Here is a 12,950-nt window from a genome sequence, read left to right as displayed (position 1 = left end):
GCGGACGCCCCCTCCGGTGACGTGAGGTGGGGTCGACGGGACGCCGTGCCGGCGCGCCCGCGCGATCTCACGCATGTCCCGGCCCGCCCGCCTCACATCGATGTTCGTGCGCATCGCACGGCCGGAGCGACGTGTCTCCGCCGTGGCCGTGGTGCTGCGCGCGGTCCACCACCGAGCCAGGAGATCACGCCATGCTGACGCGACGCACCGCTCTCGGAGCCCTCGGGCTCGTTCCGTTGTCGATCGCGGTGGCGCCGGCTTCGGCGCCGGGGCAGGCCCGCTATCCGAGCCAGCCCGTCAAGCTGATCGTCCCGTTCCCGGCCGGCGGCCCGACCGACCTGATCGGGCGGCTGGTGGCGCGGCTGCTGCAGGACCATCTCGGCGCCTCGTTCATCGTCGAGAACCGGACCGGCGCGGCCGGCACGATCGGGCTCGGCGCCCTGGCGCAGTCGCAGCCGGATGGCTACACGCTCGCGATCAGCGCCAGCGGCGCGCTCGTGATGCTGCCGCACCTGATGCCGAAGATGCCGTTCGACTCGCAGAAGGACTTCACCCCGATCACGGTGATCACGGCGGTGCCGCAGGTCCTGACGGTCCGCAAGGATCTCGGCGTCAAGACGGTGGGCGAGCTGGTCGCGATGGCCAAGGCGCGGCCCGGCAAGGTCTCCTTCGGCACGTCGGGGCACGGGACGTCGCTGCATCTCGCTGCCGAGCTGTTCCGGCTGCGCGCCGGCAAGATCGATATCGTGCACATCCCGTATCGCGGCGTCGCGCCGGCCCTCACCGACCTGATGGGCGGCCAGATCGACATGCTGTTCGGCGACATCCCGGTGATGCTGCCGCAGATCAAGGCCGGCACCATCGTGCCGCTCGCCGTGACGGCCCGCATGCGCTCGCCGGTGCTGCCCGACGTCCCGACCATGGCGGAGGCGGGCGTCGCCGACGCCGAGGCCGAGACCATCTACGCCCTGCTGGCGCCGGCCGGTCTCCCGGCCGATCGCGTCGCCCTGCTGTACGCGACCCTGGCCAAGGCGTTGCGCGAGCCGGAGGCGACCCGCGTCATCGCCGACCAGGGCGGCCTGCTGGTCGCCACCACGCCGGCGGAGAGCCGCACCTACATCGCTACCGAATCCCGCAAGTGGGCCGAGGTCGTCCGCCTCGCCGAGGTGAAGATGCAATAGGGCGGGGCGGCACCCACTTGCGGTCCGGCCGTGTGACCGGCCTCACGGAACGAGCCGCGGCCGTGCCGTAAGCCTCCTTCCAGAAGCCCGGATCGTCCTCGCTGATCCGGGCCGCGGTCAGGAGAGCCCGATGAGCCCGCACGATCGTCTCGTCTTCGTCACCGACCCGGGAGAGGCCGGCACGCGCGAGTGGACGGCCGGCAGCGGACCACGGTCCGGGCGTCGCCCCGAGGAGCATCCGTGCCGGACCGCGGCGGCGGCGAGCCGCAGCGAAGCGGTGCGCTACTGCATCAGCCACGACCTGATCTGAGGCCGGGCCGTCGTGGAGCGCGCCGGCTCGTCAGACCGCGGCAGCAGCGACGGCGGCGGGGGAGAGGGCGACTGAGATTGTGCCGCCATGGGAGTCCGTCGCCATGGGCCGCGACGCGCGGTCGTGCTAGATTTCATCCATGACCATCGCGCAGCGACCAAGGATGCGGGTCGACGAGTTCCTCGCCTGGGCGGACGGCCGCGAGGGAAAGTGGGAGCTGCTCGACGGCACGGTGGTCGGCGTGGCGTCGGAACGGCTGGGGCATGGAACGACGATCTACAGGGTCGTCGGCGTGCTCGATCGCGCGATCGCGGCCGGGTGCGGATCGTGTCACGTGGTTCCCGACAGCGTCGTCGTCCGCATCGACGAGCACACCACGTTCCAGCCCGATGCCCTGGTCTATTGCGGTGACCCGCTTCCCGACGACACGCTGGTGGTCGAGACGCCCGTGATCGTCGTCGAGGTCCTGTCGCCCGGCACGGCGACCCGGGATCTCCGCGACAAGCTCCTGGGCTATTTCCGTGTTCCGTCGATCCACCATTATCTCATCGTCGACACCGAGCGGCGGATTGTCATCCATCATCGCCGCGGCGAAGGGGACCTGATCGAGACGCGCATCGTCGGCGAGGGTACTCTCGCGCTCGATCCGCCCGGACTGTCGCTCGCGGCCGAGGACGTGCTCGGTCCGCCGCCGCGACCCGGCGACTGAGCCGCGCGGACGGCCCGGTGTCGCCCGGTGCGGCTCCGGCGCCGCCCGCGGCGGGTGCGCCGGCCGCGTCAGCGCCCCTCGCGCCGGGCCATGAAGGCCAGCCGCTCGAACAGGTGGACGTCCTGCTCGTTCTTGAGGAGGGCGCCGTGCAGGGGCGGGATCAGCTTCTTGGGATCGCGCTCGCGCAGCATCTCGGGGCCGATGTCCTCGACCATCAGCAGCTTGAGCCAGTCGAGCAGCTCCGAGGTGGAGGGCTTCTTCTTCATCCCGGGCACGTCGCGGATCTCGTAGAACAGCTTCAGCGCTTCGGCGACCAGGCGCTGCTTGATGCCCGGAAAGTGCACCTCGACGATCGCCCGCATGGTGTCCTGGTCGGGGAAGCGAATGTAGTGGAAGAAGCAGCGGCGCAGGAAGGCGTCCGGCAGCTCCTTCTCGTTGTTCGAGGTGATGACGACGATCGGCCGGCGCCGCGCCCGCACGGTCTCGCCGGTCTCGTAGACGTAGAACTCCATCCGGTCGAGCTCCTGCAGGAGGTCGTTGGGGAACTCGATGTCGGCCTTGTCGATCTCGTCGATGAGCAGCACGGGGCGCTCGTCGGCGACGAACGCATCCCACAGCTTGCCGCGCTTGATGTAGTTGCGGATGTCCTTGACCCGCTCGTCGCCGAGCTGGCTGTCGCGCAGGCGCGAGACGGCGTCGTATTCGTAGAGGCCCTGCAGCGCCTTGGTGGTGGACTTGACGTGCCACTCGATCAGGGGGGCGCCGACCGCCTTGGCGATCTCGACGGCCAGCACGGTCTTGCCGGTGCCGGGCTCGCCCTTGACCAGCAGCGGTCGCTCGAGGGCGATGGCGGCGTTGACGGCGACCTTGAGGTCGTCGGTGGCGACATAGCCGCTGGTGCCTTCGAAGCGCATCTCTCGTCCTCGATGTCCGGGTTTCCCCGGACAGTAGGGCGGCGGCCGGGGTGGGGCAAGCCGGCGAGCCGGGGACCCGGTCCGGGCGGTCCGGAGTGGACCGGCGCGGCGTCCGGCCGCCGGCGGGTCGCACCGGTCGAAAAAAAAGTGCGTCGCCCCGAAAAATCCGCGCCTGGTTTCGCGGGAGCGCCCGTTTGACAGACATGCGGCCGGAGGGAGGCCTTCGCCCGCCCGCGGATGTGTGCTTCGGCAGAAGCGCGCAGACGCGTTTGGTGTTGGCCGGAAAAATATGCCGGCCGATGGCCGTTCTTGCCGGGACGAGGCTCTGTGCGGAGCGGCGTCGCCGGACCTAACTCATTGAAATCCATCACATCCACTTGCCGGCACGGGGCTTGCTGAAGCTCCGGCAGGGTGCGGTCGCGCAGGAGTCACGCGCGCCGCTCGGCCGAGTGGAGACGACCGATGGGTATCTTTGGTGCGCTGACTACGTCCGTCACGGGCATGCAGGCGCAGTCTTTCGCGCTTCAGAACATCTCCGGCAACATCGCCAACGCGCAGACGACCGCCTACAAGCGCACCGACACGAGCTTCACCGACCTGATCCAGGACAACCAGCCGTCCAAGCAGGTCGCCGGCAGCGTCATGGCGTCCTCGCGCGGCACCAACACGGTGCAGGGCGACATCCAGACCAGCTCGATCGGCACCTTCATGGCGATCAACGGCGACGGCTACTTCGTCGTCATGAAGCCGACCGGGATGACCGACAACAACCCGATCTTCTCGGGCGTCAACCAGTTCACCCGGCGCGGCGACTTCCAGCCGAACAAGGACGGCTACCTGGTCAACGGCGCAGGCTACTACCTGATGGGCATCCCGGTCGACTCCACCACCGGGAACCTGACCGGCAGCGTGCCCGAGCTGCTGAAGTTCAAGAACGACTTCCTGCCCGCCCAGGCGACCACCGAGATCCAGTACCGCGCCAACCTGGCCCGCTATCCGTTCACGCCGTCGCACGACAGCTCGACGGTCGGCTCCGAGCTGCTCGACCCGGTCGACTACTCGGCCAACCCGATCGCGGTCACGCCGCAGGCGGCCAAGATGACCGGCTCCGGCGCGACCCTCAGCCCCGACGCCAACGCCTCCCTGACCGGCACGGCGGTGCTGCCCGGCACCCTCGTCAACGCCGGCACCATCACGGTGAACGGCAACAACGTCGTCCTCACCGCCGGCATGACGCCGGCCAACGTCGTCAGCGCCATCAACACCGCCGCGAATCCGGCCGTCACCGCCACGCTCGACGCCTCGAACCACCTCGTCCTGCAGAGTGCCGACGCCGAGACGGCGATCACGCTCGGCGGCGCCAACGCCGCGCTGTTCACCGAGCTCGGCGTCTCGGTCGGCACCACCAACCCGACCAACCTGCTCACCCAGTCGGCGGTGTCGTCCGGCCAGACCTTGACCATCACGATCGGCTCGAACCCGACGCTCACGCTCACCTTCGGGCCGTCGCCCAACATCACGACGATGGCCGACCTGAACACCGCGCTCGCCACCCTGACGGGCGGCGTCGCCAGCGTGAACTCGCTCAACGGCAACATGACCATCACGGCATCGAGCTCGACCGACACGATCGAGGTCGGCGGCACCGCGAACCGGCTGATGTTCGGCCTGCAGACCTCCTCGGCGCTGCCGTCGAACCAGACCGTGATCGGAAACGACCTCACCACCTTCGTGTCGCAGACGGTCGGCGGCGGCGCCATCACGGTCTACGACGTGTCCGGCTCGTCGACCAACATCCAGCTGCGCTGGGCCAAGATCGATTCGACGACGCTCGGCAGCGGCCACACCGACACCTGGAACCTGTTCTACCAGGTCAATTCCAGCGCCACCGGGACCGACGTCGCCTGGAAGAACTTCGGCGCCAACTTCACCTTCGACGCAAACGGGCAGATGAGCCCGGTGATCTCCAACTGGACGCTGAGCGACGTCACGGTCGACGGGGCGAGCCTCGGCGACATCACGGTCAATTTCGGCTCCGGCGGCATCACCCAGTTCTCCGACGCGAACGGCAACGTGCAGGTCAACCTGCTGTCGCAGAACGGCTACGCCGCCGGATCGCTGCAGACCATCTCGGTCAACGACAGCGGCCGGGTGACCGGCTCCTATTCGAACGGCCGCACCATCGACCTCGCCGAGGTGACGCTCGCCAAGTTCTCGGGCGCGAACTTCCTCAAGCGGATCGACGGCGGCGCCTTCGAGGCGACCGACCAGTCCGGCGAGGCCGTCTACGGCGCGTCCGGCAAGATCGTCGGCGCCTCGCTGGAGGGCGCGAACACCGACATCGCCGACGAGTTCACCAAGCTGATCGTCACCCAACAGGCCTATTCGGCCAACACCCGGGTGATCACGACCAGCAACCAGATGATCCAGGATCTCCTGAACATGCTGCGCTGACGATAGCGCGGCGACGGCGGAGGGCACGCCATGAGTCTCACACAGGCGCTCGGGACGGCCGCGGCCGGCCTGAAGACCGCGCAGGGCGGGCTGTCGCTGGTGGCCGCCAACGTCGCCAACGCGCAGACGCCGGGCTACGTCCGCAAGACGACCGAGACGGCGACCATCGCGGCCGGCGGCGACCTGGTCAGCGTCCGGCTCGCCGCCGTCAACCGCATCGTCGACCAGTACGTCCAGCGGCAGCTCCGCACCGAGGCGTCGGGCGGCTCCTACGCGGAGCTGCGCTCGCTGTTCTACGACCGGCTGCAGAACATCTACGCCGATCCCAACTCGGCGACCTCGATCGAGTCGGTCTACAACGACTTCACCACGGCCCTGCAGGCGCTGACCACCAACCCGTCCGACTACTCGACGCGGGTCAACGTGCTCTCGACCGCCCAGGCGATGGCGCAGCAGCTCAACAACATGTCGGCCGACATCCAGGCGCTGCGCGAGAACGCCGAGCAGGGCCTGGCCGACTGCATCCGCAACGCCAACACCTGCCTGCAGGGGCTGGCCAAGGTCAACACCCAGCTCACCTCGTCCCATATCGAGGACGCGACGCGCGCCTCGCTGCTCGACCAGCGCGACTACTATCTCGACCAGCTCTCCGAGCTGATGGACATCCGCGTCACCGAGGACGCCTTCGACTCGGTCACCGTGTTCACGAGCTCGGGGATTCAGCTGGCCGGCGCCGAGGCGACCACGCTGTCGTTCGACGCCCAGGGCATGATGTCGCCGGGCGCGCAGTGGAGCGCCGATCCGGCCAAGCGCCAGGTCGGCACCATCGTGGTGACCAACTCGGCCGGCGGCACCATGGATCTCATCGAGACCAGGTCGTTCCGCTCGGGCGAGATCGCCGCCTATCTCGAGATGCGCGACAAGGTTCTGGTCGAGGCGCAGACGCAGCTCGACGAGCTCGCCGCGTCGATCTCGCGCGCGCTCTCCGACGTCACCACGGCCGGCACCCCGGTCACCTCCGGGGCACAGGCGGGCTTCGATCTCGACGTCTCCGGCCTGCTCGCCGGCAATTCGGTCAAGGTGAGCTGGACCGACACGCTGACCGGCAAGCTGCACAGCGCCACCCTGGTGCGGGTCGACGATCCGGGCGCGCTGCCGCTGTCCGACAGCCTCACGTCCGACCCGAACGACAAGGTGATCGGCATCGACTTCTCCGGTGGGCTCGCCGCCGCGGTGGCCCAGATGAACGCCGCCTTCACCGGGCAGGTGCAGTTCTCCAACCCGTCGGGCACGACGCTGCGGGTCCTCGACGACGGCGCCGCCAGCACGGCCGACCTCGTCTCCGCCTCGGTGACCAAGACGCAGACCTCGCTGACCGGCGGAACGGCCGAGCTGCCCTTCTTCATGGACGGCGCCCAGTACTACTCGGGCGCGGTCGCCGGCAGCTATCCGCAGTCGGTCGGCTTCGCCGGACGCATCACCATCAATCCGGCGCTGCTCGCCGACCCGAGCAGGCTCGTGGTCTACGACACCGGCACCACGTCGGCCGACCAGACGCGGCCGAACTTCCTCTACGACCGGCTGACCACGGCGACCCAGACCTTCGCGCCGCAGACCGGCATCGGCTCGCAGACCGCGCCCTTCTCGGGCTCGATCTCGTCCTTCCTGCGCCAGACCATGGCGCAGCAGGGCGAGAACGCCGCCGGCGCCGCCAAGCTCGCCGAGGGTCAGACGATGGTGGTCGACGCGCTCCAGCAGCGCCTCAACGAAGGCGCCGCCGTCAACATCGACGAGGAGATGACGACGCTCCTCACCCTGCAGACGGCCTACGGGGCGAACGCGCGGGTGTTCTCGGTCGTCAACGAGATGCTGAAGACCCTGCTCCAGATGATGTGAGTGAAGCCATGGCGATCACCGGTTTGGGAAGCCAGAGCCTGCTGCAGGTCGAGCGCCTGGTGGCGATGCGTCGCCAGCTCGACGACCTGCAGCGCCAGCTGGGGACGGAGAAGCGGTCCGACACCTATGCCGGCATCGGCCTCGACCGCGGCCTGACCATCGCGCTGCGCTCGAAGCTGTCGGTCGTGTCGGCCTTCGACGGGTCGATCGCCCAGCTGGACACCCGCCTCAAGCTCGCCCAGACGGCGCTGGCCGACATCGACGCCGCGGCCCGCACCGTCAAGACCTCGATCCCCAAGGCGAACTACGTGCTGTCCCAGAACGGCCGCACCCAGGACCAGGTGACGGCGCAGGGCCAGCTCGACCGCATGCTCGGTGCGCTCAACACCCAGTTCGGCGACCAGTACATCTTCTCCGGCCAGAGCCCGGATCTGGCCGCGGTCGAGACGACCGACCGCATCCTGAACGGCCTCGGCCCGCGCGCCGGGCTGATCCAGCTGATCACCGAGCGGAACCAGGCCGATCTCGGCGCCGGCGGCCTCGGCCGGCTGGTCATCCCGGCGACCACATCGACCATCGCGAGCCTGACCGGGACGACCGCGACGCTGCTGCCGGACGCGGCCGCGGCGGCGACCGGCACGGCCGATCTGAGCCTTCCCTACACGTCGGCCGGCGGCACGCTGGAGATCAACGGCGTCTCCGTCACGATCAATGCGGGCGATGACGGCGCCACGGTGCGCGACGCCATCAACACGGCGCTCACCACGGCCGCGGCGCCCGACGCGCCGGCCGTCACGGCGTCGCTCGACGGCTCGAACCACCTCGTGCTCACCGGGGCGGACGCCGACGCGACCATCGACATCGGGGCGGGCAGCTCGGCCGGTCTGCTCACCGAGCTCGGACTGTCGGTCGGCACCACGGCGCCGACCAACCTGCTGACCCAGGCGGGCGGCGTCACGGCCGGCCAGACCCTCACGGTGGCGATCGGGACGAGCTCGGTCGCGGTGACGTTCGGCACCGGGGCCGGCGAGGTCTCGACCATCGCCGAGCTGAACACGGCGCTTTCGGGGCTGACGGGCGGCACCGCCACCGTGAACCCGGCGAACGGCAACCTCACCGTCACGGCGGCGAGCAGCACCGGCGCCATCACGGTCGGCGGCACCGCCGCGGCGGCGACCTTCGGCCTCGCGGCGACCAGCGCCGCCCCCACCAATGTCGTGTCGATCGGCGAGGACGTCGCCGGCTCGGTGTTCGGCTTCAAGCTCTCGGCGATCGCCACCACGATCCAGGGCGCCACCGCGACCCAGCCGGCGGGCGCACCCCCGGTGATGTCGGTCGACCTCGGCGGCACCCTGCCGCGCGACGGCGACACGGTCACGTTCAGCTTCACGCTGCCCGACGGCACCAGCGAGAACCTCGTGCTCACCGCGGTGTCGACGCCGAAGAGCCTGGTCGGCACCGGCGGCTTCGCGGCGCCCGGCGCGATCCTGGGCGGCACACCCGGCGCCATCACGATCAACGCTCCGACCCTCAACGGCGGCGCGCCGGTGACGATCTCGGGCCTCGACGCCAGCGACAGCGCCTCGACGGCCGCCACCAAGATCATGGCGGCGCTCGGCTCGCTGCCGGGCGGCAATGCCGGCGTGACGGTCGCCAACGAAGGCGGCCAGCTGGTGTTCAAGTCGTCGGCCGGCGAGCAGGTGACGCTCGGCGGCGATTCCGCCACCCTCGACGCGCTCGGCTTCGCGGCCGGCAACCGCGTCGCCGACGTGGTCGACGCACCGACGGAGAAGAACCAGTTCGCCATCGGCATCACCGAGGCGGAGACGCTCGCCAATCTGCACGCGCTGGTGACCTCCTCGGTCGGCACGCTCGCCCGCACCAGCCTGATGGCGGCTTCCGCCGTGCAGGCGTCGAACGAGTTCTTCAACGCCGGCGACGTCAGCCCGCCGCAGCGCGTCGACGGGCCGCCCTTCGACACCGCGACGACGCTGAGGAACGGCACCACGGCCGACACGCTCACCTGGTACACGGGCGAGGCCGGCGCCGGCTCGGCCCGTGGCACCGCGGTCGCCCGCATCGATTCCGAGATCACGGTCGCCTACGGCATGCGGGCCAACGAGCAGGCGTTCCGCATCGCCCTCGCCAATGTCGGCGTGATGGCGGCGGTGAGCTTCTCGGCGAGTGACGCCGACGGGCAGGGGCGGTTCGCCGCCCTCATGGATCGGGTCCAGTCGAACCTCGGCAACCAGCAGGGCGTCCAGAAGGTGTCCGACATCACGGCCGATCTCGGCGGCTCGCAGAAGGCGATCCAGACCGCCAAGGACCGCCACACGCAGACGACCGCGACACTCACCGACATGCTGGTGAGCGTCGAGGGCGTGCCGATGGAGGAGTCGGCGGCCATGATCCTGGCGCTGCAGACGAGCCTGCAGGCCTCGCTGCAGACCACGGCGCTGCTCTCCAAGCTGAACCTGGTGAACTATCTCTGACCGGGCCGGACCGCGTCAGGTCCGGTCCACGCAGCGCGCGTCGACGGCGTCGATCCCGGTCAGGCCGAGCTGGGCGAGCGTTCCGCTCGCCTCGGCGACCAGGATCGCGATCGCCTCGGCCGCGCCGGCCGGCCCCGCCGCAGCGCCGTAGAGCACCGGGCGTCCGACGAAGGTGAAGCTCGCCCCGAGCGCCAGTGCCTTGATCACGTGCTCGCCGGAGCGGATGCCGCCGTCGACCGCCAGCGGGAAGTCGGGCCCGACCGCGGCCCGGATCGCCGGCAGCACGGCCAGGGTCGCCGGCGCGCCGTCGAGCTGCCGGCCGCCGTGGTTCGACACCCACACCGCGTCGACGCCGGCCTCGCGCGCCAGCACGGCGTCGTCCGGCGACAGGATGCCCTTCACCACCAGCCGGCCGCTCCAGCGCCGGCGGATCTGCGCGAGCAGCCGCCAGTCGAGCCGGCCCGAGCTCTGCTCCGCCATCAGGGCCGCCAGCGAGCGGGCGCCGGCGCCGGCCGGGGCGTACTTCTCCAGGTTGGCGAAGCGCGGCGCGCCGTGGCGCAGCGTCGCCAGCGACCAGGCGGGATGCAGGGCGAGATCGAGCGCCAGCCGCAGGCTCGGCCGGAACGGCAGGGTGAAGCCGTTGCGCAGGTCGCGCAGGCGGCGGCCCGGCGCCGGAATGTCGACCGTGACCACCAGCACCCCGTAGCCGGCCGCCGCGGCCCGGTCGATCAGGTCGTCGACGATCGCCTGCGACTTGCCGACATAGAGCTGGAACCAGGCGTGGTGCGGCGCGACGCCCGCGATCGCCTCGAGCGGCGTGGTCGCCGGGGTCGACAGCACATAGGGAATGTCGGCGGCGGCCGCCGCCGCCGCGAGGCGGCGCTCGGCCCCGGGCCAGACCAGGTTGCCGAGCCCGACCGGCGCGAGGCCGATCGGGGCGGCCCAGTCACGCCCCAGGAAGGCGGTCTTCAGGCTGCGCGCCTCGACGTCCACCAGCGCGCGCGGCCGGAACAGCACCCGGTCGAACGCCACGGCGTTGCGGGCGAGCCCGGCCTCGCTGCCGGCGCCGCCGTCGAGGAAATCGAACACGAAGCGCGGCAGGCGGCGCCGCGCGCGTCGGCGCAGGTCCGGGATCGACGGAGCGGGCAAGGGAAACTCCATGAATGGGCCGGCCAGCCGGCCGGCCCGTGATCACGCCGAACGCCGCCGCGCACAAGTGCGGAGGAGTCCGAGGCGCGACGCAGCGCCGGCTCGCGCCGGGATCGAGCCCGGCTCACGGCCGGATGCGGATCTCGACCAGGGCGTGCGTCCGGGTCGTGGTGACGTGGTCGATCGCGGCGGCGAGAACGGCGGCGAGCTCCGGTCCGGCCTCCACCCGCCAGGCCCGCGCCCGGCTCGCCTCGGCGACCCTGGTGAAGTCGGGCGAGGGGGCCAGCGAGACGAGCGGCATGGCGTTGCTGCGCGCCGCATGCCCGTCCGGATAGACGTCGAGCACCGACCTCCTGACCGCACCCCACTCCCCGTTGTTCAGCACCATCACCAGCACGGGCAGCGCAAGCGCTTCGGCGATCTGGTGGCAGGCGACGGGATTGCTGAACATGTAGGAGCCGTCCCCCATGGTGGCGACGATCAGCCGGTCGGGGCCGGCGAGCTGCATCCCGAGCGCCGCCGGGAACGACCAGCCGAGCCCGCCCGAATGGGGCTCCTGATGCCAGCTCCCGTGGCGGCGCAGCGTCAGCGGCTCGAGCGGCGCGCCCAGCTCGGACAGCACGGCGGCGTCGCGCCCCTCCAGGGCGCGCGACAGGCAGAGGCTCACCCAGGCCTTGGTCATCGGCGCCGCGCATCCCGCTTCGGCCTCGGCCTGCACGGCGCGCCGGATCGCGGCGGCCCGCTCCGCCACGGCCCGCTGCCGCACCTCGCACCGCTCCCGCGCGCCGGCCCGCAGCGGCCGCATCGCGGCCTCGAGCGCGACGAGCAGGTCGGCGGTCTCGCCGGCGAGCGCGAGGTCGCAGGGGAAGTCGCGCACCGGAAAACGTGCCCAGAGCGGGTCCGGCCCGGCCTGGATCACCCGGCAATGGGGCGGCAGGCGATGGATGTCCGGCGACCAGGGGGCGAGGCAGTCGATCGCGAGCACCACGTCGGCCGTGGCGAGCCACGGTGCTGGATCGGTGCCGACCGCCATCGGATGGTCGGTGGCGACGGCGAGCTGGATCGCCCAGTACTGGACGACCGGGATGCCCCAGTCCTGGGCGAGCCGCGCCAGCGCGTCGAAGCCCTCGGCCGACCCGGCGCCGCGCTGCGCGACGATCACGGGGCGCTCGGCGGCGGCGAGAAGACGGGCCGCCTCGGCGATCGCGGCGGCGGGCGGCGCGACCGTGACGGGCCGCATGACCGGCGGTGCGTCGAGACGATCGGCCGGGCAGGGCTCGCACAGCACCTCGCGGGGCAGGCTCAGATAGACCGGCCCCTTCGGGGTCGACTGGGCGATCGCATGGGCGCGGTCGACGATCTCGCCGGCCTGCTCGGGCACGCGCAGCTCGTAGTCCCACTTGACCGCCTCGCGCACCAATGCGGCCTGGTCGCGCATCTCCTGGCCCCAGCCGATCGGCACGGTGCGTGAGCCGAGCCGTCCCGCCTCGGTGACGGGCGTGCGGCCGGAGAACAGCAGCACCGGCACCCGCTCGGTCGCCGCGTTGATGGCCCCGATGGCGCAGTTGGCGAGGCCGACATTGGTGTGCGCCATCACGGCCTGCGGCCGGCCGGAGGCGAGGAAGTAGCCGTGCGCCATGCCCATGGCGGCGTGCTCGTGCGGGATCACGAGCGCCCGCGGCACCGCCGTGCCGGTCGCGGCCGCCTGCGCCAGCGCCTCGACGATGGGCGGGAAGTCGGTGCCGGAATTGGCGAAGACGTAGTCGACGCCGAGGGCCTTCAGTCGCGCCAGGAGGGCGCCGCCGGCCGTGATCGGGGGAGTCTCGGGAACGGATTTCATCGGAG

General features: G+C 71.0%; 9 protein-coding genes. 6 read left to right on the top strand and 3 right to left on the bottom strand.

What is annotated here, in order from left to right; translation table 11 throughout:
• Window positions 1-191 precede the first annotated feature (191 nt).
• The 3 genes from J2S22_RS25485 to J2S22_RS25475 all read left to right on the top strand — a co-directional run bounded on the left by J2S22_RS25485 (window position 192) and on the right by J2S22_RS25475 (window position 2,200).
• Complete coding sequence (locus J2S22_RS25485) at window positions 192-1,181, top strand: Bug family tripartite tricarboxylate transporter substrate binding protein (RefSeq protein ID WP_272777596.1); 990 nt, start codon at window positions 192-194, stop codon at window positions 1,179-1,181.
• A gap of 130 nt (window positions 1,182-1,311) precedes the next feature.
• The gene (locus J2S22_RS25480; protein WP_272777595.1) at window positions 1,312-1,491 is read left to right on the top strand and encodes a hypothetical protein; all 180 of its coding nucleotides are present in this window, start codon (window positions 1,312-1,314) and stop codon (window positions 1,489-1,491) included.
• 139 nt (window positions 1,492-1,630) lie between these two features.
• Window positions 1,631-2,200: a Uma2 family endonuclease gene (locus J2S22_RS25475; RefSeq protein WP_272777594.1), complete on the top strand. Its 570-nt coding sequence runs from the start codon at window positions 1,631-1,633 to the stop codon at window positions 2,198-2,200.
• A gap of 68 nt (window positions 2,201-2,268) precedes the next feature.
• On the opposite strand, the gene J2S22_RS25470 is transcribed toward J2S22_RS25475, so the two are convergent.
• Window positions 2,269-3,114, bottom strand: a complete 846-nt coding sequence (locus J2S22_RS25470) for an AAA family ATPase (protein WP_272777593.1) — start codon at window positions 3,112-3,114, stop codon at window positions 2,269-2,271.
• A gap of 462 nt (window positions 3,115-3,576) precedes the next feature.
• On the opposite strand from J2S22_RS25470, the gene J2S22_RS25465 reads away from it, so the two are divergent.
• The 3 genes from J2S22_RS25465 to J2S22_RS25455 are packed head-to-tail and all read left to right on the top strand — an operon-like array spanning window position 3,577 to window position 9,956.
• Window positions 3,577-5,568 carry a flagellar hook-basal body complex protein gene (locus J2S22_RS25465; RefSeq protein WP_272777592.1) on the top strand — a complete coding sequence of 664 codons (1,992 nt, stop codon included), beginning with the start codon at window positions 3,577-3,579 and terminating at the stop codon, window positions 5,566-5,568.
• 30 nt (window positions 5,569-5,598) lie between these two features.
• Window positions 5,599-7,464, top strand: coding sequence for a flagellar hook-associated protein FlgK (gene flgK / locus J2S22_RS25460; protein ID WP_272777591.1), 1,866 nt, complete (start codon window positions 5,599-5,601; stop codon window positions 7,462-7,464).
• An 8-nt stretch (window positions 7,465-7,472) separates the two neighbouring features.
• Window positions 7,473-9,956 (top strand): flagellin hook IN motif-containing protein, encoded by a 2,484-nt coding sequence (locus J2S22_RS25455; protein ID WP_272777590.1) that lies wholly within the window; start codon window positions 7,473-7,475, stop codon window positions 9,954-9,956.
• A gap of 15 nt (window positions 9,957-9,971) precedes the next feature.
• On the opposite strand, the gene J2S22_RS25450 is transcribed toward J2S22_RS25455, so the two are convergent.
• Both J2S22_RS25450 and J2S22_RS25445 read right to left on the bottom strand, forming a co-directional pair.
• Entirely contained in the window at window positions 9,972-11,105 is a 1,134-nt protein-coding gene (locus J2S22_RS25450) for an alpha-hydroxy acid oxidase (protein ID WP_272777589.1), read from the bottom strand.
• A 124-nt stretch (window positions 11,106-11,229) separates the two neighbouring features.
• Window positions 11,230-12,945: a thiamine pyrophosphate-requiring protein gene (locus J2S22_RS25445; protein WP_272777588.1), complete on the bottom strand. Its 1,716-nt coding sequence runs from the start codon at window positions 12,943-12,945 to the stop codon at window positions 11,230-11,232.
• Window positions 12,946-12,950: the final 5 nt, after the last annotated feature.

The sequence above is a fragment of the Rhodoplanes tepidamans genome (genome assembly GCF_030813915.1).
Classification (GTDB): Bacteria; Pseudomonadota; Alphaproteobacteria; order Rhizobiales; family Xanthobacteraceae; genus Rhodoplanes; species Rhodoplanes tepidamans.
Note: the sequence above shows the minus strand (reverse complement) of the source record. Positions and strands in the feature narration are given on the sequence as shown.